Raw genomic sequence first — 25578 nt, forward strand, 5'->3', positions numbered from 1 at the left:
AAAATTGCAGCCTGACCCATACGATGTGGGTAATCGCATAGTGCGTTTTGTTAAATTGAGGTAAAAAGAAAATTATGATGCGAATCGCGCTTTTCCTGCTGACGAACCTGGCAGTGATGGTCGTGTTCGGGCTGGTGTTAAGCCTCACGGGGATCCAATCCAGCAGCATGACCGGTCTTCTGATTATGGCCCTGCTGTTCGGCTTCGGTGGTTCTATCGTTTCGCTGATGATGTCGAAGTGGATGGCGCTGAAGTCAGTGGGTGGGGAAGTGATCGAGCAGCCGCGCAACGAAACGGAACGCTGGCTGATGAATACCGTTGCGCAGCAGGCGCAGCAGGTAGGTATTGCCATGCCGCAGGTAGCTATCTATCACGCGCCTGACATTAACGCCTTCGCCACCGGCGCGCGTCGTGACGCCTCGCTGGTCGCCGTCAGCACCGGGCTGTTGCAAAACATGAGCCGTGATGAAGCGGAAGCGGTCATTGCCCATGAAATCAGCCACATCGCCAATGGCGATATGGTTACCATGACCCTGATCCAGGGGGTGGTGAACACCTTCGTTATCTTTATCTCCCGCGTTATCGCGCAGATTGCGGCCGGTTTCCTCGGCGGCAACCGGGAAGATGAAGGGGAGAGCAGCAATGGCAACCCGCTGATCTACTTCGCGGTCGCTACGGTGCTTGAGCTGGTGTTCGGTATTCTGGCCAGCATAATCACCATGTGGTTCTCGCGTTACCGTGAGTTCCATGCTGACGCCGGCTCGGCGCGTCTGGTAGGCCGCGAGAAGATGATTGCAGCCCTGCAGCGTCTGAAAACCAGCTATGAGCCGCAGGAAGCCAGCAGCATGATGGCGTTCTGCATTAACGGTAAAGCGAAATCCATGAGCGAACTGTTTATGACTCACCCGCCGCTGGATAAGCGTATTGAAGCCCTGCGTAGCGGTGAATATCTGAAATAATCCATCTTCTGACGCTGAAAACGACAATCCGCAGCCCGCAAGCTGCGGATTTTTTTTACCGTCCGTCAGGCTGCGCGCGGCTGAGTGACCCGCAGACCGCTAATTAGCGCGGCGACGATAGCCAGGGTGCCGGCCAGCAGCAGGGCGGTGTGGGTGCCATTGTTACCGAGCAAATTGAATAGCAGCGCCACCAGCGCCGCGCCGGTGCTCTGTCCGAGCAGGCGAGCGGTGCCCAGCATGCCGCTGGCGCCGCCGCTACGATGGCTCGGAGCCGAGGCGACGATGGTATGGTTGTTCGGCGACTGAAACAGCCCGAAGCCGGCGCCGCACAGCGCCATGCGCCAGATGATATCCAGATCGGAGGGCGACGAGGGCAGCAGCGCCAGGCCGAACAGGCCGCAGGCCATAATCAGCAGGCCGACAGCCCCCAGCAGCCCGGCATGACATTTCTCGATCAAATAGCCGGCCAGCGGCGCCATCACCATGGTCGCTAACGGCCACGGCGTTAGCAGCAGACCAGTCTCCACTTCGCTGCGCCCCATCATCGACTGCAGAAAAAAGGGCAGGGAGACCATCGCCAGCATCTGCGCGCAGAAGGAGCAGATGGAAGTGCAGATAGAGAGAGAGAAGAGTGGGATACGCAGCAGGTCGACCGGCAGCAGGGGGACGGGCATCGTGAGCTGGCGGCGAACGAAGAAGAACCCCACCACCAGCATAGCGGCGACCTCCGCCAGCACCAGCTGAGTGGACTGCCCCTGGGCGAAACCGCTCAGGGCGGTGATTAGCAGCCCGAAGGTAAGGGCGTTCATAATGGCGCTCGGCAGATCGAAGCGGATGATTTTGCTGCGCGCGCTGTTGGGCGGCAGAAAGCGCATGGCCAGAACAAAGGCGACGATGCCGAGAGGCACGTTAATTAAAAACAGCCATTGCCATGAGGCGAGGGAGAGGATCGCTGCGGCGATAGTCGGGCCTGCCGCCGAAGAGACGGCAACGACAAAGGAGTTAATGCCCATGCCGCGACCAAGAAAGCGCTGCGGATAAATCAGACGGATCAGCGCGGTGTTGACGCTCATCAGCGCGGCGCCGCCCAATCCCTGCGCGACGCGGGCGAAGGTTAGCATTTCGAGGCTACGCGACAGCGCGCAGGCCAGCGAGGTAAAGATAAACACCACCAGGCCTATCTTATAGATACGCCGATAGCCGACCATGTCGCCGAGGAAGGAGAGCGGCAGCAGGGCGATGACAATGGCGATTTGGTAGGCGTTAACGATCCAGATTGAAGCCGCCGGTGAGGCGTTGAGATCGCTGGCGATAGTCGGCAGCGCGACGTTGGCGATAGCCCCGTCGAGCACGGCCATGGTCAGCCCAAGCACGATGGTCAGAATGGCGCCATAGCGTTGCGGCAACGGCACGCCATCAGAAGAATTTTTATCCATGGTGAATATGAGTCTTAAATGAAACGGTTTTTTGAATGATGAGTTTAGCATTGATTAATTCGCAGTATGTCGCAGATTTGTAACGAAGTGGCAGAAGAATGATTGCGGCTCAGAGGCGGCGAATTTATAATAAAAACCGGTTCTAATTTTTATAAAACAGTTACGACGAGGTGATAAATGGCAGGTGCAGATTTGGATAAACAGCCAGATTCTGTCTCTTCGGTATTGAAGGTTTTCGGCATCCTACAGGCGCTGGGTGAAGAGCGTGAAATTGGCATTACCGAACTGTCCCAGCGCGTCATGATGTCGAAAAGCACCGTTTATCGCTTTTTACAGACCATGAAATCACTGGGCTATGTGGCACAGGAAGGAGAGTCTGAGAAATACTCTCTCACCCTCAAGCTGTTCGAACTGGGCGCGCGCGCGCTGCAGAACGTCGACCTGGTGCGCAGCGCCGATATTCAGATGCGCGAACTTTCGCGACTGACGAAAGAGACCATCCATCTTGGGGCGCTGGATGAAGACAGTATCGTCTACATCCATAAAATTGACTCGATGTATAACCTGCGGATGTACTCGCGTATTGGCCGCCGCAACCCGCTGTACAGTACCGCGATTGGCAAGGTGCTGCTGGCATGGCGCGATCGCAGCGAAGTGGAGCAGATCCTCGACGGCGTGGAGTATAAGCGCAGCACCGAGCGGACCATTACCAGCACTGAGGAGTTGCTAAAAGTGCTGGATGGCGTTCGCGAGCAGGGCTATGGCGAGGATAATGAGGAACAGGAAGAGGGGCTGCGCTGCATTGGCGTGCCGGTGTTTGACCGTTTCGGCGTGGTCATCGCCGGGCTGAGCATCTCTTTCCCAACGCTACGTTTCTCTGAAGAACGCTTGCATGAATACGTGGCGATGCTCCACCAGGCGGCGCGTAAGATTTCTGAACAAATGGGATACAACGACTATCCGTTCTGAGGCGGCGGATACCGGGTTGGCGACCGCGGCGCTACGTCGCGATCGCCGGTTCGATGTTAGCCGTTATCAACCACGGTTGTGCTTTTACGCAGCAGAGGGCAACTGCTGACGCCGATCACTCCGCTGTCGGAATGAACATAAAGTGCGGTGCTGACTCCGCGGGCGGTGAGGTATTGGCACTTAAGACCCAGACCGCCGACGTTTTCCTCACTGTGGAATAACACCCCATAACCGCTCAATAATACGCCAATCCATAAGATAGCCACCAAGATAATAGTACGAATGATTAATCGCATTGATGCCTCATTATTTGTATGATCCCTGGCGTGATTTTGACACGAACACGTTTTGAAACAAGTCGATGATTCCTAAACTTACCTTTCGTAATACAGTTAGCCGCGGTTTAAGAAGGCCGTGCTATCCTGGCGACATTGCGTACTGATGCGGAGAGTGGAGTGAAAAAATTACGGTGGGTTTTACTGATAGTCATCATAGCAGGCTGCCTGTTGCTGTGGACTCAGATGCTTAACGTAATGTGCGACCAGGATGTTCAGTTTTTCAGCGGCATTTGCACTATTAATAAATTTATTCCGTGGTAAGACATTTTTCTGCCGACTGATTTCCTTCTGCGCCGCGGGTGGTAGAATGAACGCCTTCTCTTTGAGGTGGTGAAATGAGTGAGTTACTAAATCCTGGGATTTTAAATCTGGCATCGCTGGCTGTGTCCGTGGCGCTGCTGCTTGTCGGTCTGTTGTTATGGTTCTTCGTCAACCGCGCCAGTTCGCGGGCGAATGAGCAGATAGAGCTGCTGCAAGCGCTGCTGGATCAGCAAAAGCGGCAGAATGCGCTGTTACGTCGCCTGTGCGAAGCTAATGCGCCAGAGAAAGAGGATGTGGCTGAGCCGACCGTCGCCGGCAAGGCGAAAGGGGAGGATGAGTTTATCCGCCTGGTAGCTGAACGTTAAGGCGCCCGACAGGTGTGCATCATAAGATGCGCACCTGCATGATAGCGGGCGGTAATATCTTATTCTTATTCCATTATTCCTTTCTTAGTGCAATATCCTCTTTATTACACGCTGTAAATAAAGTCATTCTCGCCGCGTTTATTGTTGGGTAACGTGACACTGTCATCTTTTTTTCATTATTAAGGTGCAGAATTAGCACTATTTTTAGCGTGACGACTAACAGGTTTTATTATCACTACACTGGCACGGCTTAGCGATTTTTAGCCTGGAGTTATAACGAATTATGCGCATCAATATTCACCGTTGCCCACCAGACGCTTACATTACAGCAGTTCGTGTACGGACATACCTGGACGAAGCGAAGTTGTTGAGCTATGGTAAAAAAGTTGCAGTAATGAGGCAACGAATGGGCGATATTGGCTGATGCTGTAGCGCCTTGCCAGGGGCGGCAAAGACGCATAAATGTGCAGGCGATCAAATGATTACCTTATAATTTGTGCGAACGATCGAGGCACGTTTAAAAATGGCTTGCCATTATTTACGTAGTGTGTGATAACACGTTTCGGGTTAAACGAGGTACAGTTCTGTTTATGTGTGGCATTTTCAGTAAAGAAGTCCTGAGTAAACACGTTGTCGTTGAATACCGCTTCTCTGCCGAACCTTAAATTAGTGCCTCATGCAGTTATGTGTCAGTTTTATCTAGGTAAACGCCAGCAGGCGAAGAAAACAGTCTAAGGAATTTTGCAAATGGCAAAGATTAAAGGTCAAGTTAAGTGGTTCAACGAGTCTAAAGGTTTTGGTTTCATTACTCCGGCTGATGGCAGCAAAGACGTGTTCGTACACTTCTCCGCTATCCAGGGTAACGGCTTCAAAACTCTGGCTGAAGGCCAGAACGTTGAGTTCGAAATTCAGGACGGCCAGAAAGGTCCGGCTGCAGTTAACGTAACTGCTATCTGATACAAGACCACTCTTCTTGTATAAAAGCCTCGCCTGCGCGGGGCTTTTGCATTTTTATTGCAAAGCATGTCATTTTTCCCCCTCCCGTCGCGTCTTGTTGCAAATACTCATCTTTATTAGCATTGTGTAGCAGTCTGTTTTGCTAATTTTCTGTTAAATCAGTTGGTTGCAAAACAATGCCGGAGCTATGGTGCTAAAGAAAAAAACGAAGTCCGCCGCCAGTTTCACCCCGATTCGCTTCGGGTTACTGTGTGTGGCCATTCTCGGTTGTCTGGGGCTGCTGCTGGTCCGCGTGGGCTGGCTACAAATTATCTCCCCCGATAACCTGGTAAAACAAGAAGATATGCGCTCCCTGCGCGAAGAACCCGTAGCGGTTGAGCGGGGGATGATCAGCGACCGGGAAGGACGGCCGCTGGCGGTGAGCGTTCCGGTCAGTGCTATCTGGATCGACCCGCAGACCACTATGGAGAAGGGCGGTGTGGGCTATGGACCCCGCTGGCAGGCGATGGCCGAAGCGCTGCACCTCAACCTCGGAGAGCTGGCCCAGCGGGTACAGAGTCATCCCCACGCTCGCTTTCTCTATCTGGCGCGTCAGATCAATCCCGAGCAGGCAGAGTGGATTGATAAACTGCATCTGCCGGGCGTCTACCTGCGCGATGAATCGCGACGGTTCTACCCGGCGGGCCACGTGGCTGCCAATCTGCTGGGCTTTACCAATGTTGATAATCAGGGCATCGAAGGGGTGGAGAAAAGCTTTAACGCCCAGTTGACCGGTAAACCCGGGCGACGTCTGGTGCGTAAAGATAAACATGGTAATGTCATTGAGAACATTACCGAAGTGCCGCCGGTACCGGCGCATAATCTGCAGCTGAGTATTGATGAACGCCTGCAGACGGTGACGGAAGACGCCCTCGACAACGCCGTCCGCTGGAACAAAGCAGAGTCCGGGGCGGCGGTATTGATCAAAATTGATACCGGCGAGATCCTGGCGATGGCCAGCTATCCGGACTTCAATCCGAACAATCGCGATAGCGCGACGCTGGATGATTTTCGCAACCGGGCCATCAGCGACACCTTCGAGCCCGGGTCGACGGTCAAACCGCTGGTGATCATGACTGCGCTGCAGCAGGGGATTGTCCAGCCAGACAGCGTGGTGGATACCCATCCGTTCGTCCTCGATGGCCATCGTATTCGCGATGTGGGCTATTATCCGGAGCTGAGCCTGACCGGGATCCTGCAGAAATCCAGCGATACCGGCGTGTCCCACCTCTCGCTCGCCATGCCGGTGCAGCATCTGATCGATACCTATAAAGCTTTCGGCTTCGGCGAACCGACGGGGCTGGGGTTGACCGGCGAAAGCGCCGGGCTGATGCCGCATCGCCGCTACTGGGGGCAACTGGATCGCGCCACCTTCGCCTTCGGCTATGGTTTGATGGTCACCCCGCTCCAGCTCGCCCACGTCTACGCCACCATCGGCGGCTTCGGCATTGCGCGACCACTGTCGATTACCCGCATCGATCCGCCGGTGATGGGCACGCGGGTGATGCCGGAGAGTATTGTGCATAGCGTGGAACATATGATGGAGAGCGTGGCGCTCCCGGGCGGGGGCGGTACCAAAGCGGCGGTACGCGACTACCGGGTGGCGGTAAAAACCGGCACGGCGAAGAAAATCGGCCCGGACGGCAAATATATCGATAAGTATGTGGCCTATACCGCCGGCGTGGCGCCCGCCAGTCGACCACAGTTCGCGCTGGTGGTGGTGATGAACGATCCGAGCAATGGTTCCTATTACGGCGGCGCTGTGTCCGCGCCGGTCTTCAGCCAGATCATGGGCGATGTCCTGCGGCTGGAGAACGTCATGCCGGACGGCATGCCGCAAGGGGCGGAGAATCTGATCGTAATGCACGATAGCCACCCACAGGGGCCGGCGCTGTAACAGTGGTCTGCAGGGGCGAATAGCGCTACACTTTCGCCCTTTCAGCAACACCGGAGCCGTCATGTCATACAGTTGCCCCCTTTGTCACGCGCCGCTCAGCCGTAGCGACAACCACTATTCCTGCCCGCAGCGGCACCAGTTCGATCTGGCGAAAGAGGGGTACGTCAATCTGCTACCGGTGCAGTTCAAGCGGTCGCGCGATCCCGGCGATAGCGCCGAAATGATGCAGGCCCGGCGGGCGTTCCTCGACGCCGGACATTATCAGCCGCTACGGGATGCTATCGCTGAGCGGCTGCGACATTACGCCCCTACGGATTTACTGGATATCGGCTGTGGCGAGGGGTATTACACCCACGCGTTTGCCGTCATCGCCAGCCGCAGCTGGGGGCTGGACGTGTCGAAGCCGGCGATCCGCGCGGCGGCAAAACGCTACCCGCAGGTGAATTTTTGCGTGGCCTCCAGCCAGCGCCTGCCATTTTCCGACGCTAGCTTCGACGCGGTAGTGCGCATTTACGCGCCCTGCAACGCCGAAGAGCTGGCGCGGGTGGTGCGTCCCGGTGGTTGGGTGATCACCGCCACGCCGGGTCCCCGTCACCTACTGGAGCTGAAAGGGCTGATTTACGATGAAGTTCGCCTGCATGAGCTGAAGACGGAAGCGATGCCGGGGTTCCGCCTGGAGGCTCAGCAGCAGCTGGCTTATCCGATGATCCTGACGGGAAGTGAAGCGCAGGCCCTGCTGCAGATGACGCCGTTCGCATGGCGGGCTAAAGCCGAAGTGCACGCCGCGCTGCGTCAGCAGCCGACCTTTGGTTGCCAGACCGATTTTATGATCCACTGCTGGCAGCGCGAAGCGTAAAGCTTAACCGGCGAAATGGCTCCAGAGGATTTCGCTGCCGATGCCAATCAGCACGATACCGCCGAGAATTTCGGCTCGTTTGCCAAGCAGCGGGCCGATAAAGCGACCGACCATCATCCCCAGCGTCGACATGATAAAGGTGGCGCAGCCGATCGCCAGCGCGGTGGTCACAATGCTGACCTGCAGGAAGGCCAGACCGACGCCGACGGCCATCGCGTCAAGGCTGGTGGCGAAGGCGGTGGTGACCAGAAGCCAGAAACCATGTCGGTGAGGCGCCTCGCACGCCTCGTCGCTGTCGCCGCGAAAACCTTCGACGATCATTCGCCCGCCGAGAAACACCAGTAAAATAAAGGCAATCCAGTGATTCCACTCGAGGATAAACTGGCTGGCCAGCATGCCAAGCCCCCAGCCGACCAGCGGTGTCAGGGTTTCAATGGCGCCAAAAATCAGCCCGGTGCGTACTGCCTCTGAAAATTTGGGTTTATGCAGGGTGGCGCCTTTGCCGATGGAGGCTGCGAAGGCGTCCATGGACATGCCGAAAGCGAGAAGAATGGTAGCGGATAAATTCATGTGCGTGTCCTGACCGGGGATAATCCATATGACACATCGCTGCCCCCAGTAAACATACGCGGAGCCGCTCAATGGCTGAGCAATACGTACAGCAGTGATGTATCTATGGTCTCGCCTGATTGAATCTCTTCAACCCGTACGTGCCACGTTTTGCAACGAGTATGTTGACACGTACATTTCCTGGCGGGCAGGAAATCGGCTACTCCCCAACGACGGGCGCAACCTTAACATATTTTTAGAATATAAAACAATAACAGAAGAGGGCTATTTTAATAACCAAATGATAACGATTTTCATTAAAATTTATAAGTGAAAAAATAGTTAATAAAAAAGATAAGGTTAGGCGGGAAATATAGCCGTGGCTATAATATTTCTCCGCTGCTAACGGGAATAATATAGCGCTGGCTATATTTTTAAGTCATTGAGTTGTAATGAGAAGTTTGTATATCTTCTCCAGATCGTCGATATTTCGTACGCGTATCAGCAGCCGCCGTTGCTCTAATTGCATCACCAGCACACCGTCCTCGGATAAATTCATCTCTTTAATCCGCTGATATTCTATCCACACGTTGGCGAAGAAAAAGCCGCGCGGTTTAAAAATGATTTTCGGCGTACGGATCCAGAATAAATAGAGCCCCATCAGCGCCAGCACAGATAATAGCCAGGTGGTGATCGCCGTGCCGTGCTGGGTGATGTTGTTATAGATCAGAATGGCGGTGAGGCCGACAAAGATCATGCCGTCAACGCGACTGCGGCGAAGCAGGGGGATGGCCAGCAGTACCGGGCCGTTTCGCCTCGGCATAATAAACTGGTCATATATCGCGTAGGCCAGTAGCGCAAGGATAAACAGGATGATCACCAGGTCCGTGAAGGTCATTGCTTTGCGTTTCTCCTGATAAAAAAAAGCCGGGGGCAAGCCCCCGGCGTACAGCCTGGAAGTTACAGACCCAGCAGGCCGACCGCGTAGCCGGCGATACCGATGACGAAGAAGCCAACGATGATCCACAGCGGGTTAACTTTCTTACGCAGCAGCCACATACAGGCGAAGGTCAACAGCAGCGGCACCAGACCAGGCATCAGCTGATCAAGGATAGTCTGCACCGTGGTGACGTGAACCTGTCCGTCAGAGCCGGTGATTTTTGACACCACCATCGGAATGTTCACATGCGTCCACTTGTTAACCAGCGCCCCCATGACAAACAGGCCGAGGATTGACGCCCCCTCAGTCAGTTTCTGCAGGAAGCCGCCGCCCATATCTTTAACGATATCCACGCCTTTGCGATAACCATAGGCGACACCGTAGTAACGGGTCAGCAGACGCACCGCGTTGAACAGGATAAAGAACAGCAGAGGACCGAGCAGGCTACCGCTCATCGCGATCCCGGCGCCTAAGGCTGCAAACACCGGACGCACGGTACCCCAGAAGATCGGGTCGCCAACGCCGGCCAGCGGTCCCATCAGACCGACTTTGATGCCGTTGATAGCGCCATCGTCAATCTCTGCGCCATTGGCGCGCTGCTCTTCCATCGCCAGCGTTACGCCCAGTACCGGAGCGGCAACGTAAGGGTGGGTGTTGAAAAACTCAAGGTGACGCTTAATCGCCTGCTTACGCGCATCGTTGTTCTCCGGGTACAGACGACGAATCGCCGGAACCATAGAGAAGCAGAACCCCAGCGCCTGCATACGTTCGAAGTTCCATGAACCCTGGAACAGGTTAGAACGAATGAACACGCCACGAATATCACTCTGTGTGAGTTTTTTCTCGGTGGTATTTTTAGTCATATCAACCATTTCGCTCACCTGTTAGTCCAGTTCGTTATCGAGATCGTTGTTACCAGCCGCCTGAGCCGGCGCACCGGCGACGCGGTTATATTTCGGGCTCAGCTGAATGTAGAGGATTGCCATGACCGCACCAATCACACCCAGGGCCACCAGGTTGAAGTTGGTGAAGGCGGCGGTGACGAAGCCGAGGTAGAAGAACGGCATCAGATAGCCTGCGCGCATCATGTTGATGACCATTGCATAACCGACAACCACGATCATACCGCCGGCGATGTTCAGACCGCTGGTGACCACTTCCGGGATAGCATTCAGCAGGCCCTGAACTTCGCTGGTGCCGACGGAAATCGCCACGATAACGGCCGGGATAGCGATACGCATCGCCTGCAGGAACAGGGACGAGACGTGCAGCCACGACAGGGCGGTCAGGTTACCATTCTCCGCCGCTTTATCCGCCGCGTGCTGGAAGGCCACGGTGATGGTGCGCACGATGATGGTCAGCACCTGGCCTGCCGCCGCCAGCGGGATAGCCAGCGCGATACCGGCGCCGATGCTCTGATGGCCGGCAATAACCAGGACGGTGGAAATAATGGACGCCAGCGCGGCATCAGGGGCTACCGCCGCACCGATGTTCATCCAGCCCAGGGCTATCATCTCCAGCGTACCGCCGATGATAATACCGGTTTTCATATCGCCGAGAACGGCGCCGATCAGCGTACAGGCGATCAGGGGACGGTGGAACTGAAATTCATCAAGTACCGACTCCATACCCGCAATACACGCGACGATGAACACCAGCACAATCTGAAGAAGGGTAATCTCCATTGTACTTCTCCTGTTGATTAAGTCTTAAAGTGAAAACTGGGGCGCGATCCGCCGGGTTATTTATCAACCTTAGCGATCAGATCCATCATTTTCAGTTTCGGGTCGGTGGACACTTTACGTGCCTCCAGCTCGATACCGCGGGCGTTCAGCTTTTTAAACGCCTCAATATCTTTGGCATCGACTGAAATCGCGTTGTTAACCTGGGTTTTACCCTGGCGGAACGCCATACCGCCGATGTTGACGCTGGTGATTTTCACGCCGCCCTCGACGATACGTTCAACGTCGGTCGGGTTAGTAAACAGCAGCATAACGCGCTGTCCGGCATACTTGGGGTTGTTGTAGACGCGGATCATTTTGGCCACATCCACCACGTGAGCGGTGACGCCCGGCGGCGCAACCTGGGTCAGCAGAGTTTTACGCACGGTATCCGCGGCCACTTCATCACTGACAACGATGATGCGGGTAACGTTGGTCTCTTTGGTCCAGCGGGTGGCGACCTGACCATGGATCAGACGGTCGTCTATACGCGCAAGGCCAATTACCATGTAGTCGTTCAGGCCCATGGGTTTGGCCGGTGCGGCGGCTTTTGGCGCTGCGGCAGGCGCGGGCGCAGGGGCCGCTTTTTCCACCGGTTTGGCTTTAAGCGCTTTCACGCCTTCGCTGCCGGTTTCAACCGCTAAGGCGACCAGTTCATCAAAGGAAGGATCGTCGTCGCGGGCCATGAAGGTTTCTACCAGCATCGGGATATTGACGCCGGCGATAACTTCGTAATGCTCTTTATCGACGACAATGCGGCTAGCAGCGTTGAAAGGGCTGCCTCCCCATGTATCGACGAGAAACAGCACGCCTTTACTGGTATCCAGTTTTGCCAACTGGGCGTTGTATTTCTCGATCAACGTTTCGGCATTTTCACCCGGAACGAAATCGATCCAGCCAACGTTTTCCTGCTCGCCCAACAGCATTTCTGCTGTTTTCAGCAGCTGTTCTGCAGCCCAACCATGTGTGCCTATTACAATAGCAATCGTCACTTGCTACCTCCTTTATTATCGTGAATGCATCATCTGCTTTGATACATCCTGAATCACTCTTGAGGACAAAATCGATTCAGTTAGGGTGTAAGATAGAGAATAGTTACTACCGCGAATTATTTTAGACAGTGAAAAAATAATTAATGTGATGAAGATCCGTTAATCACGTATCGTCTGCGAATAATTTTGCAGCGCAAAAAATAGCCTTAGTTATTGCAAATTCAGGTAAATTATTTCCAATTTCGATCTATATTTTGCTATGTTTAACTTCCGTTTAATTACTCAGGAGTATAGGGCATAGCCCGCAGTATGGACCGTCATCGACGTCTTTTCACTTTCTGGCATCTGATTGCCACCTCTACGTATCCCGCATTTCTTTCAGCACCTGGTGTCGCGCCCCTGCATGGCATGGCGATGACTGACCTTGCCGCAAACCGGAGTCGTACATGGAATTGTTAATGGATCCCTCAATCTGGGCCGGCCTGTTGACGCTTATCGTTCTGGAAATTGTGCTCGGTATCGACAACCTGGTGTTTATTGCCATCCTGGCGGACAAACTGCCGCCGAAGCAGCGCGATAAAGCGCGTCTGATCGGCCTGTCACTGGCGCTGGTGATGCGCCTGGGGCTGCTGTCGGTCATCTCCTGGATGGTGACGCTGACGAAACCACTGATTACCATCGCCGATTTCTCCTTTTCCGGGCGCGATCTCATCATGCTGCTCGGCGGGATCTTCTTGTTGTTTAAGGCGACAACCGAGCTGCATGAACGGCTGGAAAACCGCCAGCACGATGCCGGTCACGGTAAAGGCTATGCCAGTTTCTGGGTAGTAGTATTGCAGATAGTGGTGCTGGATGCCGTCTTCTCCCTGGACGCCGTGATCACGGCGGTCGGGATGGTTAACCATCTGCCGGTGATGATGGCGGCGGTGGTGATCGCGATGATCTTGATGCTGCTGGCCTCCAAGCCGTTGACGCGCTTTGTCAACCAGCACCCGACGGTGGTCGTGCTCTGTCTGAGCTTCCTGTTGATGATTGGCCTTAGCCTGGTGGCGGAAGGGTTTGGCTTCCATATTCCAAAAGGGTATCTGTACGCGGCGATCGGTTTCTCGATCATTATCGAGTTCTTTAACCAGGTGGCGCGCCGTAACTTTGTTCGCCACCAGTCGACGCTGCCGCTGCGCGCTCGGACCGCGGATGCCATCCTGCGCCTGATGGGCGGCCGCAAACAGGCCTCCGTCAGCCATGACGCAGACAGTCCAGCCGCGGTGCCCGTTCCTGAGGGCGCCTTTGCGGAAGAAGAGCGCTACATGATTAACGGCGTGCTGACCCTGGCCCAGCGCTCCCTGCGCAGCATCATGACCCCGCGCGGAGAAATCAGCTGGGTCGACGCTGAGCAGAGTGAAGATGAAATTCGTCGTCAGCTGCTGTCGTCGCCGCACAGCCTCTTCCCGGTCTGCCGCGGAGAACTGGATGAAATCATTGGTATCGTGCGGGCGAAAGAGATGCTGGTGGCCCTGGAGTCGGGGGAAAACGTCGCGGCGCTGGCTTCTGCCTCCCCGGCAATTGTCGTTCCGGAAACGCTGGACCCGATAAATCTGCTCGGGGTCCTGCGTCGGGCGCGCGGCAGCTTCGTCATCGTAACTAATGAATTTGGCGTGGTGCAGGGGCTGGTCACGCCGCTGGACGTCCTTGAAGCCATCGCCGGTGAATTCCCGGACGCTGATGAGACACCAGAGATTGTCATTGATGGCGATGGCTGGCTTATTAAGGGGTCGACCGACCTGCATGCGCTGCAGCAGGCGCTGGGGCTGGATCCACTGATCAATGACGATGAGGATATTGCCACCGTTGCCGGGCTGGTGATCTCCGCCAATGGTCATATCCCGCGCATTGGCGACGTCGTGTCTCTTCCGCCGCTGCATTTTACCGTAGTGGAAGCGAATGATTACCGGGTCGATCTGGTGCGCGCGGTGGTCACTCGTCCGCCGAGCGACGAAGAAGAGTAATCGCCAGGCTCGCCGGCCGCTGCGGCCGGCGAGTTATTCTGTCGTCTCGCTCTCATTTTCACTCTCCTCCCTGCTGGCCAGCCACGCCGGGAACGCCTCCACCGGCATCGGCCGCGCATAATAAAACCCCTGCAGCACATCGACGCCGTGGCTACGCAGGTAGCTTTCCTGCTCCAGCGTCTCCACCCCTTCGGCAACGGTAACAATATGCAGGCGGTTGGCGAGGGCGATAATAATATCTGTCACCGTCGCGTTCACGCTATCTATGCCGACCGAGCTGGTGAACGAGCGGTCGATCTTCAAAACATCCGGGCGCAGCTTTTCCAGCCATGAGAGCGAAGTATTGCCGGTACCAAAATCATCGATCGCCAGCTGTACGCCCTTAAAGTGCAGATGTTCGGCCATATGCTGGTCGCCATCCTGCAGGACATCGCGTTCGGTTAGCTCGACCACCAGCTGCTGCACCGGATCCACGCTGAACCAGTAATTGTGCAGGTCGCGCAGCAGGAGTCCGTTAGCGAAATGGCGCGCGGCGACATTGATCGCGATGTGAAAATGGCGGTCGCGAGGAAAAGCGTCCAGGCGGCGAGCGGTTTCGGCAATCACATAGCGGGTGAGAGGGATGATCAGATTATTGCCTTCGGCGATGGGGATAAATACCTCCGGCGAAATCGTCCCACGGCGGGGATTATTCCAGCGCAGCAGGATCTCCACCCCGCAGCAGCGGCCGCTGCGCGCATCCTGCAGCGGCTGGCACCAGAGGGCAAACTCCCGGGCCGAAATGCCAAGGCTTATTTCCCGCGAGAAACTCATTCTGCCGGCGGTGGCCAGCCAGGCGATGCCGGTCATTAGCAGGCTAAAAATCAGCGCCAGCGGCAGCTCGCCGGGCAGCTCCTCAAGCGCAATCGCCGAGGCGCCAGGGCCGTTAATATTGACAGTAAACGGAAACTCCGTAGAGCGCTGGCGATAAATCACCGTGCCCTGCGGGACATGCGCTTTTTCGAGAAGCCCATGGCGGCTGCTAAAATAACGATCGCCAACCTGCAGGCTGACGTCGCTGATCAGGGCCGATTTTTCATTAAGAATTAAGGTTCCCAGCAGCTCAATATTCACCACCAGCATCACGCCGTCCAGGCCGCTCTCCGCGGCTGGATACCATTGGATCAGTACCGGCGAGCCTTTGAGCAAGGAGCTGTCGTTCGAGAAGAGCAGCAGAGGGCGGGGCGCAGGAAGCGCGGGCTGCAGGCGATGTAAGTCTGCCTGTCGCGGGCCAAAAATACTGGAACAGTAAACGATACCTGACGTGACGAGGGCGACGGAACGAATGGTTTGCAACGAGGCCGCCATTTTGCGCAGCGTCAGATGGATATCAGGGCAGGGTTTGCCCACCAGAGGGAGCAGGGTGGCTCGCTGCGCGCTTAGCGGGCGCAAGATGTCATTGAGCGCCGCCACCCGTTGGCTGGCGGCCGTGCGAATATAATCTTCATTTACGCTGCGCTGCGAAATAAATCGGATGGCTAATGTGGCGCCCAGGGTCGCCAGGGCTACCAGCAGGCAGACAATAATGCGTTTGTGACGATAGGCCGTAATGACTTTTTGTGCAGTCTGCATGTGCGACACCCTGTCGACAGGACGAGTGGTTAAGCGTGGCTTATTTTATAGAGCAAGTGTAGTGGCAGAATATCGCCAGGTATAGAAAAAAGAAAATGCGCCGTTGAAGGCGCATCAGGGAGATTTCAGTCACCAGGGTTAACCCCCTGCGCGCTTTGCAGGCGCAGAGGGGCACGAAAAGTTTAGTCACACTGAACTTTAATCGCCAGGCCGCCGCGCGAGGTTTCGCGGTACTTGGCGTTCATGTCTTTACCGGTTTCATACATGGTCTCGATCACCTTATCGAGCGAGACGCGCGGTTCGCTGGTGCGGCGCATCGCCATTCGCGCGGCGTTGATCGCCTTGACGGAGGCGATGGCGTTACGTTCAATGCATGGCACCTGCACCTGACCGGCGACCGGATCACAGGTCAGGCCGAGGTTGTGTTCCATGCCGATCTCCGCTGCCACGCAAACCTGTTCCGGGCTGGCGCCGAGCAGTTCAGCCAGGCCCGCCGCCGCCATCGAGCAGGCGACGCCCACCTCGCCCTGACAGCCGACTTCCGCGCCGGAAATGGACGCATTCATCTTATACAGCGCGCCGATCGCCCCGCAGGCCATAAAGTAGCGAATATAGATCTCCGGGCTGACGGACTCGATAAAGTGATCGTAATAGGCGAGTACCGCCGGAACGATGCCGCAGGCGCCGTTGGTCGGCGCGGTTACCACGCGACCGCCGGCGGCGTTCTCTTCATTGACCGCCAGCGCGAACATATTGACCCAGTCAACAACGTTCATTGGATCGCTGGAGAGCTTATCGCTGGCCACCAGCAGACGACGCAGCGCCGAGGCGCGACGCGGTACGCGCAGCGGGCCAGGCAGCACGCCCTCGGTGTTCATCCCGCGGTCGATACAGGCGCGCATGGTCTGCCAGACGTTGGCGAAATAATCCTCGATCTCTTTTTTGCTGTGCAGAGCCAACTCGTTCTGCATCACCATCCCGGAGAGCGACAGGCCAGTCTCTTTGCAGTAGGCCAGCATTTCCTGCGCCGATTTAAATGGGTAGGGCACCTGCAGTTCGTTGGCGTTTTCCTTGCCGAAGTGCTCTTCGTCGACAATAAAGCCGCCGCCGATCGAGTAGTAGGTCTTGCAGTAGATCTCTTTCTCGCCGGCCCAGGCGTGAATGGTCATGCCGTTTTCGTGCAGCGGCAGGTTGTCGCTGCGAAAACGCATGCCGTCATCCGCCGGGAAGTCGACCTCATGCTGGCCGTTGGCCAGCAGCAGACGACCGCGCGCTTCGACGTCACGGATAAAAGCCGGGATCGCGTCAATATCGACCGTATCGGGCTGATTGCCCGCCAGTCCCATGATAATGGCGATGTCTGTATGGTGGCCTTTGCCGGTTAATGACAGTGAACCGTAGACGTCAACCGCCACACGAGTCACTGCATTAAGCAATCCTTTTTCGACCAGGTCATCGACGAACTGTTTTCCGGCCTTCATCGGGCCAACAGTGTGGGAAGATGAGGGACCAATCCCCACCTTGAACATGTCGAATAGACTAATCACGATAATACTCCTGACAGGGTTACCGCGGGTGCGGTAACGATGTAATAACTGCGCATAGTGTAAGAGGGAAGCGCCCTGTCAGTTCAACTATTCACATGAATTAAACTAATGGCTAACCGCGATTTTACTAATAATGAGAGCGCCCTCTCATTATCAGTATAGCTAAGGACGTGCGCCAATTTGCAGCGCCAGCTCGCGAATGATCCCGGCGGTCATTCCCCAGACAAAATAATGCTGGTACCAGGAGAGCCAGACGCGGTGGTCGTTGCCCCGGCGGTGGATATCGAGTGGATGGTAGCGCCCAAGGCGCAGGGCTTCGGCGAGCGGCATTTCAAATACCGCGGAGACTTCGTCCTGGCTGGCGTGGTAGTGCAGATCCGGGGGAATAATGCCCACCACCGGCGTCACCTGAAAGCCGGTGACGCTGTCCACCGGCGGCAGGACGCCGATCACCTCGACCGCCTCCGGCGGGATCGCCACCTCTTCCTGAGCTTCGCGCAGGGCGGCGGCGATAAGCGTCGCGTCGGTATTATCTACTGCGCCGCCGGGAAAGGCGACCTGGCCGGCGTGCTTGCGCAGCAGCGGCGAACGCTGGGTCAGCAGCAGGCCGGGCTGCGGCCGGCGCACGATCGGCACCAGTACCGCCGCCTGCCGCTGATTGAGCGCATGGCGCGAAGGCTGCGGGCGCAGAAGCTGAAAGCGGGACAGAAAATCATCCAGATTAAGGGCGCGATCCGCCATGGTCTAGTTCTCCAGTTGCTGCAGGATACGATTAACTTTATCAAAAGTTTCCTGATATTCCGCCGCTTCCTCGCTATCCGCCACAATTCCGCCGCCGGCGGAGCAGTACAGCTGTCCCTGCCATGCCGTCAGGGTGCGAATGGTGATGCTGGTATCCATATTGCCGCAATAGCTCAGGTAGCCAATGCTCCCACACCAGGCATTGCGTCGCTGGGGCTCCAGTTCATCGATAATCTCCATCGCCCGCACTTTCGGCGCGCCGGTGATCGAGCCGCCGGGAAAGGCGGCGCGCAGCAGGTCGCTGGCGTGCAGCGTCATTGGCAGGCGGGCGGTGATGGTGCTGACCAGATGATGGACCGCCGGGAACGGCTCCACCACGAACAGCTCGGGGACCCGCACGCTGCCCGGGACGGCGACGCGGCCGATGTCGTTGCGCATCAGGTCGACAATCATTAAATTCTCGGCGCGATCTTTCGGCGAATTCGCCAGCTTCTCAGCCTGCTGCGCATCTGCCAGCGGCGAATCGAGCCGCGGCAGGGTGCCTTTTATCGGCCGCGTCTGGATCTCCCCCTGGCGCAGCTGGATAAAGCGCTCCGGCGACAGGCTTAAAATCGCCCCTTCATCGAGGCGAATAAAGGCGCTAAAGGGGGCGCGGTTGACGGCGTTCAGCTGGCGGAAGGCCTGCCATTCATCACCGACGTAGCTGGCCTGAAAACGCTGGGCGAGGTTGACCTGATAGCAGTCGCCGCTGTGCAGATAGGCCTGTACCTGGCGAAATTTTTCGCCGTACTGCTGGCGGCTCATATTTGACTGCCAGGCAGAGGTCAGGGCGAAGGTTTCACCCGGCGTCGGCGTTTGCGCCTCCAGCCACTGTAGACGCTGCTGCGGGTCGTCATAGCTGAGCAGCGATATCTGTTGGCGCTGGTGGTCGACGATAAGCGCCCAGTCATAGATCCCCACCGCCATATCCGCCAGCGCGATATCGGCCTGCGCGTGCGAAGGGAGACGCTCAAAGCGACGGCCCAGGTCGTAACCGAATAATCCCAGCGCGCCGCCGAGAAACGGCAGATCGTCATGGGGTTGCGGCGTGAACGGCTGACGATCCAACTGCTGCTGCAGGAGCTGCAGCGGATCTTCCGCTGAGACAACAACGGTTTCGCCGTCGTCGACCCACGTCTGTTCATCGCGCGTCAGTAGCGTGGCGCGCGGGGCAGCCACCAGAATATCAAAGCGGTTATGCGGATGGTCGGCAAAGCCGGAATGCAGCAGCATCGCCCAGGGCAGGGCGCTTAACGGCGCAAAATAGTGTTCGGCCGCATCCGGGCGCCAGGGCAGGGTAATAATCGCGGGGGACAACATCTTTCTCGATCCTGAACGTTGCCGCCCCTCTGGCGTAGTCGGGGACGGCGTGAAATAATTACGCCCCACAATGTAGCAGGAGTAAAAGATGTTTGCAGGTTTACCTTCGCTGAGCCACGAGCAACAGCAAAAAGCGGTCGAACGTATCCATGAGCTAATGGCTCAGGGGATAAGCAGCGGCCAGGCGATTGCCCTGGTGGCGGAAGAGCTGCGCGCAACGCATACCGGCGAGCAGATCGTCGCGCGCTTTGAAGATGAGGATGAGGACGAGTAATTACACCGCGGCGATAATTTTGATCTCAACTTTATACTGCGGGTTCATCAGCGTCGCCTCCACCGTGCAGCGCACCGGGGCGTGACCAGCCACCACCCACGCGTCCCAGGCTTTATTCATCGCCGCAAAGTCGCTTTTATCGGCGAGGAAGATGGTGGCGTCAAGAATACGCGACTTGTCGCTGCCCTGTTTTTCCAGCACCGCGTCAATCTGCGCCAGGGTATTGGCGGTCTGCTCGAAAGCGTCGGCATCGAGATTTGCCGGCACGCCGGTGTAGTACAGGGTCTGGTTGTGGATCACCACGTCTGACCAACGGGCTTCGGCATCAATACGCGTAATTGTCATTGCTTTTTCCTCTTTAAGCATTCCATTCGGCTGCGGCAAGACTGCCATAATGTGCCGCTCGCGTCACTACCCGGACTGGCGAAACGCCGTCCTCCCTGACATAATCACTGTCCAAATAACCAGGGGGCAATGTGATCGACGATTTTGCAGCAGACGGCCAGCTAGCCAAAGCCATACCGGGATTTAAACCGCGCGAGCCGCAGCGCCAGATGGCGGTGGCGGTCAGCGAAGCGATTGAGGCCTCCCGGCCGCTGGTGGTGGAAGCGGGGACCGGAACCGGTAAAACCTACGCTTACCTGGCGCCTGCGCTGCGGGCGAAAAAAAAGGTGATTATCTCCACCGGCTCGAAAGCGCTGCAGGATCAGCTTTACAGCCGCGATCTGCCCACCGTCGCCAAAGCGCTCAAATTCACCGGGAAACTGGCGCTGCTCAAAGGGCGCTCCAACTACCTGTGTCTCGAACGTCTTGAGCAGCAGGCGCTGGCGGGCGGCGATCTGCCGGTGCAAACCCTCAGCGATGTGATCCTCCTGCGCTCCTGGTCGAATCAAACCCAGGATGGCGATATCAGCACCTGCGCCAGCGTCGCGGAAGACTCTCAGGCCTGGCCGCTGGTCACCAGCACCAACGATAACTGTCTCGGTAGCGACTGCCCACTGTATAAAGATTGCTTCGTGGTGAAGGCGCGTAAAAAAGCGATGGACGCCGACGTGGTGGTGGTCAACCATCACCTGTTTCTGGCCGATATGGTGGTCAAAGAGAGCGGCTTTGCCGAGCTGATCCCCGAGGCGGAAGTGATGATCTTCGATGAAGCCCATCAGCTGCCGGATATCGCCAGTCAGTACTTTGGCCAGTCGCTCTCCAGCCGCCAGCTGCTGGACCTGGCGAAAGACATCACCATTGCCTACCGCACCGAACTGAAAGACACTCAGCAGCTGCAAAAATGCGCCGACCGCCTGGCGCAAAGCGCGCAGGATTTCCGCCTGCAGCTGGGAGACCCGGGCTACCGCGGCAATCTGCGCGAGCTGCTGGCGGACAGCCACATTCAGCGAGCGCTGCTGCTGCTCGATGACGCGCTCGAGCTATGCTATGACGTCGCCAAACTTTCGCTGGGTCGCTCGGCGCTGCTCGACGCCGCTTTTGAGCGCGCCACCCTCTATCGCGGGCGCCTGAAGCGGTTGAAAGAGATCAACCAGCCGGGCTACAGCTACTGGTATGAGTGTACCTCGCGCCACTTTACTCTCGCGCTGACGCCGCTGACCGTGGCCGAGAAGTTTAAAGAGGTGATGGCGCAGAAGTCGGGGAGTTGGATCTTTACCTCGGCGACGCTGTCGGTGAACGACGATCTGCATCACTTTACCGCCCGGCTGGGGATCGACGAGGCGCAGACTCTGCTGCTGCCGAGTCCCTTTGACTATCAGCACCAGGCGCTGCTCTGCGTGCCGCGCAACCTACCCCTGCCGAACCAGCCCGGCGCGGCGCGACACCTGGCGGCGATGCTCAAGCCGCTGATCGAGGCCAACGATGGTCGCTGCTTTATGTTGTGCACCTCGCACGCCATGATGCGCGATCTGGCGGAGCAGTTCCGCGCCACCATGACGCTACCGGTGCTGCTGCAGGGCGAGACCAGCAAAGGCCAACTGCTGCAGCAGTTCGTCAGCGCCGGCAACGCGCTGCTGGTGGCTACCAGCAGCTTCTGGGAGGGAGTCGATGTGCGCGGCGACGCGCTGTCGCTGGTGATTATCGATAAGCTACCGTTCACCTCGCCGGACGATCCGCTGCTAAAAGCGCGGATGGAAGATTGCCGGCTGCGCGGCGGCGATCCCTTCGATGAAGTGCAGCTCCCGGATGCGGTGATCACCCTCAAGCAGGGGGTGGGTCGCCTGATCCGCGATATCGACGATCGCGGGGTGCTGGTGATCTGCGACAACCGGCTGGTGATGCGCCCCTACGGCGCGGTGTTCCTGGCCAGTCTGCCGCCGGCGCCGCGAACCCGCGATATCCGTCGGGCGGTGCGCTTTCTCGCCGTACCGCCGGCAAGGTAATCCGCACTAAAATGTGTTAAGCTGCGCGCCATTTTGTTAATTAGCGGTTCCCAATAGACTTCGGGCGGCATGGCGGCGGGTTGGCCGTTTGCCGGAAATCAGGCTGCCTGAAGGCCTGAACTATGTAACGAGAGCGTGACCACCCATGCGAATTTTGGCTATCGATACCGCCACAGAGGCCTGCTCCGCAGCGCTGTGGAATGATGGCACCCTTAGTGCTCATTTCGAAATTTGTCCCCGCGAACATACCCAACGTATCCTGCCGCTGGTGCAGGAGGTCCTCACCGAGAGCGGCACCACGCTGAGCGAGCTGGACGCGCTGGCCTTTGGTCGCGGTCCGGGCAGCTTTACCGGCGTGCGCATCGGCATCGGTATCGCCCAGGGGCTGGCGCTGGGCGCCGAACTGCCAATGATTGGCGTTTCCACGCTGGCCACCATGGCGCAGGGCGCCTGGCGCAAAACCGGCGCCACCCGTGTGCTGGCGGCCATTGATGCGCGTATGGGCGAAGTCTACTGGGCCGAGTACCAGCGCGACGAGCAGGGCGTCTGGCATGGCGAAGAGACGGAAGCGGTGCTCAAACCGGACGCGGTAGCCGAACGACTGGCACAGCTTTCCGGCGAATGGGCCACTGTCGGCACCGGATGGCAGGCGTGGCCGGATCTGGCGAAAGCGAGCGGACTGACCTTAAGCAGCGGCGAAATTGAATTGCCGGCGGCGGAGGATATGCTGCCGTTAGCCTGTTACCTGCTAGCGGCGGGGAAAACCGTGGCCGTGGAGAAAGCGGAGCCGGTTTATTTGCGAAACGAGGTGGCGTGGAAGAAACTTCCAGGCCGCGAGTGAATCTCAGTAACAAGAAGACTGAGAAAAGGAGTCGCATCATGGCGGGTCAAAAACAGGGCGTTCGCTGGCTGCTGGCCGCAGCGGTTGCCGTTGCGCTAAGCGGCTGCGTATCGGTGCCGGATGCCATCAAAGGCACCAGCCCGACGCCGCAGCAGGATTTGGTGCGGGTGATGAACGCCCCGCAGCTGTACGTTGGCCAGGAAGCGCGCTTTGGCGGTAAGGTGGTCAATGTGCAAAACCAGCAGGGGAAAACCCGCTTAGAAATCGCCACCGTACCGCTGGACAGCGGCGCGCGGCCAGTGCTGGGCGAGCCGTCCCGCGGAAGGATTTTTGCTGACGTCAATGGCTTCCTCGATCCGGTGGATTTCCGCGGTCAACTAGTGACCGTGGTCGGACCGATCGCCGGGGTGGTTGACGGCAAGGTGGGCAGCACGCCGTATAAATTTATGCTGATGAACGCCACCGGCTACAAGCGCTGGAACGTAGTGCAGCAGGTGGTGATGCCTCCGCAACCTATCGACCCGTGGATGCTGGGTCCGCGCCCCTGGGGCTACGGCTATGGCGGCTGGGGCTGGTACAATCCCGGCCCTGCTGAGGTGAGAAACGTTGTAACCGAATGATTTTGTTGTTTATGTTAGTTCAAAGAAACAGCGGCCGGTCCGCTGTTTCTTTGTTTTCAGTCGAATAAGAAAAAAAATAGTGACGCGCTTCGCAACCTGCTCATTGCCTAATTAATAAACTGGTACGCTGAGTTAATATAATGTTAACAAAATGTATTATCCAGGGGCTGTGATGACGACGAATAACTATTTCAGAGGTGATGCAGTGAAAAAGGTTTGGCTAAACCGTTATCCCGCAGATGTTCCGGCGGAGATAAATCCTGACCGCTATCAATCCCTGGTTGAACTGTTTGAACATGCCACCACCCGTTACGCCGACCAACCGGCGTTTATCAATATGGGTGAAGTGATGACCTACCGTAAGCTGGAGGAGCGTAGTCGCGCCTTCGCCGCTTATCTTCAGGAGGGGTTGGGGTTACAGAAGGGCGATCGCGTGGCCCTGATGATGCCTAACCTGCTGCAGTATCCGGTGGCTCTGTTTGGCATCCTGCGCGCCGGGATGATCGTGGTTAACGTCAACCCCTTATATACCCCGCGCGAACTGGAGCATCAGCTCAACGACAGCGGCGCGGCGGCGATCGTCATAGTCTCCAACTTTGCCCATACCCTGGAAAAAGTGGTGGCGAAAACTCAGGTCCAGCATGTGATCCTGACGCGCATGGGCGACCAGCTTTCCACCGCCAAAGGTACGCTGGTGAACTTTGTGGTCAAGTACATTAAGCGCCTGGTGCCGAAGTACCATCTGCCGGACGCCATCTCGTTTCGCAGCGCGTTGCAGCACGGCTATCGCATGCAGTACGTCAAGCCGGAGATCGTTGCGGAAGATCTGGCGTTTCTGCAGTACACCGGGGGCACCACCGGCGTGGCCAAAGGTGCGATGCTAACCCACCGCAATATGCTGGCTAACCTCGAGCAGGTCAATGCCACCTACGGCCCGCTGCTGCATCGCGGCAAAGAGTTCGTGGTGACCGCGCTGCCGCTGTATCACATTTTCGCCCTGACCATGAACTGCCTGCTGTTTATCGAACTGGGCGGGCAAAATTTGCTGATCACCAACCCACGCGATATCCCCGGGCTGGTGAAGGAGCTGGCGAAGTATCCTTTTACCGCCATGACCGGGGTCAATACCCTGTTCAACGCCTTGCTGAACAACAAAGAGTTCCAGCAGCTTGATTTCTCCTCGCTGCATTTGTCCGCCGGCGGTGGGATGCCGGTGCAGCAGGCGGTGGCCGAGCGCTGGGTAAAACTGACCGGGCAATATCTGCTGGAGGGCTACGGCCTGACAGAGTGTTCCCCGCTGGTCAGCGTTAACCCGCACGATATTGACTACCACAGCGGCAGCATTGGCCTGCCGGTGCCCTCCACCGAAGCCAAACTGGTGGATGATGATGATAACGAAGTGGCACCGGGTCAGCCGGGCGAGCTCTGTATTAAAGGGCCGCAGGTGATGCTGGGCTACTGGCAGCGCCCTGACGCGACGGATGAGATTATCAAAGACGGCTGGCTGCACACCGGGGATATCGCGGTGATGGATGAAGAGGGGTTCCTGCGCATCGTCGATCGCAAAAAAGATATGATCCTGGTGTCGGGTTTTAACGTCTATCCGAACGAAATCGAAGATGTGGTCATGCAGCATAGCGGGGTGCTGGAAGTGGCGGCCATCGGCGTGCCGTCCGGCAGCAGCGGCGAAGCGGTGAAGATTTTCGTAGTCAAGAAAGATGCTGCGTTAACCGAAGAGGCGCTGATTACGTTCTGCCGTCGCCATTTGACCGGATACAAGGTGCCGAAGCTGGTGGAATTCCGTGACGAACTGCCGAAATCCAACGTCGGGAAAATTTTGCGGCGAGAACTGCGTGACGAAGCGCGCGCTAAAGTGGACAATAAAGGCTAAGTAACGAATGAGTCGCCTGACG

At 57.1% G+C, this 25578-nt stretch carries 25 protein-coding genes and 1 pseudogene; 14 read left to right on the plus strand and 12 right to left on the minus strand.

Translation table 11 applies throughout. The annotated features are described in order from the left end of the window. Positions 1 to 74: 74 nt before the first annotated feature. Complete coding sequence (htpX, locus tag AB1E37_RS09040; RefSeq protein WP_002911381.1) at positions 75 to 959, plus strand: protease HtpX; 885 nt, start codon at positions 75 to 77, stop codon at positions 957 to 959. A gap of 65 nt (positions 960 to 1024) precedes the next feature. Here the strand turns inward: htpX and AB1E37_RS09045 are convergent, their stop codons facing one another. Next, positions 1025 to 2395 (minus strand): MFS transporter, encoded by a 1371-nt coding sequence (locus AB1E37_RS09045; protein ID WP_004184658.1) that lies wholly within the window; start codon positions 2393 to 2395, stop codon positions 1025 to 1027. 177 nt (positions 2396 to 2572) lie between these two features. On the opposite strand from AB1E37_RS09045, the gene kdgR reads away from it, so the two are divergent. Next, entirely contained in the window at positions 2573 to 3364 is a 792-nt protein-coding gene (gene kdgR / locus AB1E37_RS09050) for a DNA-binding transcriptional regulator KdgR (RefSeq protein ID WP_002911378.1), read from the plus strand. Positions 3365 to 3420: 56 nt separating this feature from the next. Here the strand turns inward: kdgR and AB1E37_RS09055 are convergent, their stop codons facing one another. Next, positions 3421 to 3660 (minus strand): YobH family protein, encoded by a 240-nt coding sequence (locus tag AB1E37_RS09055; RefSeq protein ID WP_004145533.1) that lies wholly within the window; start codon positions 3658 to 3660, stop codon positions 3421 to 3423. Positions 3661 to 3819: 159 nt separating this feature from the next. On the opposite strand from AB1E37_RS09055, the gene mgrB reads away from it, so the two are divergent. From mgrB to rlmA, 6 genes and pseudogenes are all read left to right on the plus strand, one after another. Continuing rightward, a complete protein-coding gene (gene mgrB, locus AB1E37_RS09060) occupies positions 3820 to 3963 on the plus strand; it encodes a PhoP/PhoQ regulator MgrB (RefSeq protein WP_002911375.1) in 144 nt (47 codons plus the stop codon). 74 nt (positions 3964 to 4037) lie between these two features. Then, positions 4038 to 4328 (plus strand): YebO family protein, encoded by a 291-nt coding sequence (locus AB1E37_RS09065; RefSeq protein ID WP_002911374.1) that lies wholly within the window; start codon positions 4038 to 4040, stop codon positions 4326 to 4328. Between the two features lie 590 nt (positions 4329 to 4918). Next, positions 4919 to 4990 (plus strand): annotated as a pseudogene (locus tag AB1E37_RS09070) (DUF2627 domain-containing protein); the annotation flags it as partial. A gap of 85 nt (positions 4991 to 5075) precedes the next feature. After that, entirely contained in the window at positions 5076 to 5285 is a 210-nt protein-coding gene (cspE, locus tag AB1E37_RS09075; protein ID WP_001062678.1) for a transcription antiterminator/RNA stability regulator CspE, read from the plus strand. A 187-nt stretch (positions 5286 to 5472) separates the two neighbouring features. Then, a complete protein-coding gene (ftsI, locus tag AB1E37_RS09080) occupies positions 5473 to 7221 on the plus strand; it encodes a peptidoglycan glycosyltransferase FtsI (RefSeq protein ID WP_002910924.1) in 1749 nt (582 codons plus the stop codon). Between the two features lie 61 nt (positions 7222 to 7282). Next, on the plus strand, positions 7283 to 8077 hold the full coding sequence (gene rlmA / locus AB1E37_RS09085; protein ID WP_004899116.1) for a 23S rRNA (guanine(745)-N(1))-methyltransferase: 795 nt from the start codon (positions 7283 to 7285) through the stop codon (positions 8075 to 8077). Positions 8078 to 8080: 3 nt separating this feature from the next. Here rlmA and mntP read toward each other — a convergent pair whose 3' ends face one another. The 5 genes from mntP to manX form a co-directional block, all read right to left on the minus strand. Next, positions 8081 to 8647 (minus strand): manganese efflux pump MntP, encoded by a 567-nt coding sequence (gene mntP, locus AB1E37_RS09090; RefSeq protein ID WP_002910921.1) that lies wholly within the window; start codon positions 8645 to 8647, stop codon positions 8081 to 8083. A gap of 418 nt (positions 8648 to 9065) precedes the next feature. After that, entirely contained in the window at positions 9066 to 9524 is a 459-nt protein-coding gene (locus AB1E37_RS09095) for a DUF986 family protein (protein ID WP_004215046.1), read from the minus strand. A 62-nt stretch (positions 9525 to 9586) separates the two neighbouring features. After that, on the minus strand, positions 9587 to 10438 hold the full coding sequence (locus AB1E37_RS09100; protein ID WP_004145526.1) for a PTS mannose transporter subunit IID: 852 nt from the start codon (positions 10436 to 10438) through the stop codon (positions 9587 to 9589). Between the two features lie 12 nt (positions 10439 to 10450). Further along, positions 10451 to 11251, minus strand: coding sequence for a PTS mannose/fructose/sorbose transporter subunit IIC (locus AB1E37_RS09105; protein WP_002910918.1), 801 nt, complete (start codon positions 11249 to 11251; stop codon positions 10451 to 10453). Positions 11252 to 11307: 56 nt separating this feature from the next. Next, complete coding sequence (gene manX / locus AB1E37_RS09110; RefSeq protein ID WP_032447683.1) at positions 11308 to 12279, minus strand: PTS mannose transporter subunit IIAB; 972 nt, start codon at positions 12277 to 12279, stop codon at positions 11308 to 11310. A gap of 446 nt (positions 12280 to 12725) precedes the next feature. Here manX and yoaE point away from each other — a divergent pair, with 446 nt between their 5' ends. Then, positions 12726 to 14285 (plus strand): CNNM family cation transport protein YoaE, encoded by a 1560-nt coding sequence (gene yoaE / locus AB1E37_RS09115; protein WP_004145524.1) that lies wholly within the window; start codon positions 12726 to 12728, stop codon positions 14283 to 14285. Positions 14286 to 14318: 33 nt separating this feature from the next. On the opposite strand, the gene AB1E37_RS09120 is transcribed toward yoaE, so the two are convergent. The 4 genes from AB1E37_RS09120 to pabB all read right to left on the minus strand — a co-directional run bounded on the left by AB1E37_RS09120 (position 14319) and on the right by pabB (position 19543). Then, on the minus strand, positions 14319 to 15896 hold the full coding sequence (locus AB1E37_RS09120) for an EAL domain-containing protein (protein WP_032447681.1): 1578 nt from the start codon (positions 15894 to 15896) through the stop codon (positions 14319 to 14321). 182 nt (positions 15897 to 16078) lie between these two features. Then, positions 16079 to 17443, minus strand: a complete 1365-nt coding sequence (gene sdaA, locus AB1E37_RS09125; protein ID WP_004151445.1) for an L-serine ammonia-lyase — start codon at positions 17441 to 17443, stop codon at positions 16079 to 16081. Between the two features lie 162 nt (positions 17444 to 17605). Further along, positions 17606 to 18184 carry a CoA pyrophosphatase gene (locus AB1E37_RS09130; RefSeq protein WP_004180429.1) on the minus strand — a complete coding sequence of 193 codons (579 nt, stop codon included), beginning with the start codon at positions 18182 to 18184 and terminating at the stop codon, positions 17606 to 17608. A gap of 3 nt (positions 18185 to 18187) precedes the next feature. Further along, entirely contained in the window at positions 18188 to 19543 is a 1356-nt protein-coding gene (gene pabB / locus AB1E37_RS09135) for an aminodeoxychorismate synthase component 1 (RefSeq protein ID WP_004189289.1), read from the minus strand. An 88-nt stretch (positions 19544 to 19631) separates the two neighbouring features. Between pabB and AB1E37_RS09140 the strand changes: the two genes are divergently transcribed. Then, on the plus strand, positions 19632 to 19817 hold the full coding sequence (locus AB1E37_RS09140; RefSeq protein WP_004145519.1) for a YoaH family protein: 186 nt from the start codon (positions 19632 to 19634) through the stop codon (positions 19815 to 19817). Here the strand turns inward: AB1E37_RS09140 and AB1E37_RS09145 are convergent, their stop codons facing one another. Continuing rightward, positions 19818 to 20162 carry a RidA family protein gene (locus tag AB1E37_RS09145; protein ID WP_002910910.1) on the minus strand — a complete coding sequence of 115 codons (345 nt, stop codon included), beginning with the start codon at positions 20160 to 20162 and terminating at the stop codon, positions 19818 to 19820. 131 nt (positions 20163 to 20293) lie between these two features. Between AB1E37_RS09145 and AB1E37_RS09150 the strand changes: the two genes are divergently transcribed. The 4 genes from AB1E37_RS09150 to fadD all read left to right on the plus strand — a co-directional run bounded on the left by AB1E37_RS09150 (position 20294) and on the right by fadD (position 25556). After that, the gene (locus tag AB1E37_RS09150) at positions 20294 to 22204 is read left to right on the plus strand and encodes an ATP-dependent DNA helicase (protein WP_004175456.1); all 1911 of its coding nucleotides are present in this window, start codon (positions 20294 to 20296) and stop codon (positions 22202 to 22204) included. Between the two features lie 145 nt (positions 22205 to 22349). Further along, a complete protein-coding gene (tsaB, locus tag AB1E37_RS09155; RefSeq protein WP_004151443.1) occupies positions 22350 to 23045 on the plus strand; it encodes a tRNA (adenosine(37)-N6)-threonylcarbamoyltransferase complex dimerization subunit type 1 TsaB in 696 nt (231 codons plus the stop codon). A gap of 38 nt (positions 23046 to 23083) precedes the next feature. Continuing rightward, positions 23084 to 23665, plus strand: a complete 582-nt coding sequence (locus tag AB1E37_RS09160; RefSeq protein ID WP_002910905.1) for a Slp family lipoprotein — start codon at positions 23084 to 23086, stop codon at positions 23663 to 23665. Between the two features lie 205 nt (positions 23666 to 23870). Continuing rightward, complete coding sequence (gene fadD / locus AB1E37_RS09165; protein ID WP_002910904.1) at positions 23871 to 25556, plus strand: long-chain-fatty-acid--CoA ligase FadD; 1686 nt, start codon at positions 23871 to 23873, stop codon at positions 25554 to 25556. Positions 25557 to 25578 lie beyond the last annotated feature (22 nt).

Source organism: Klebsiella sp. Shm-1 (assembly GCF_040804525.1).
In the GTDB taxonomy this organism is placed as follows: Bacteria; Pseudomonadota; Gammaproteobacteria; order Enterobacterales; family Enterobacteriaceae; genus Klebsiella; species Klebsiella pneumoniae.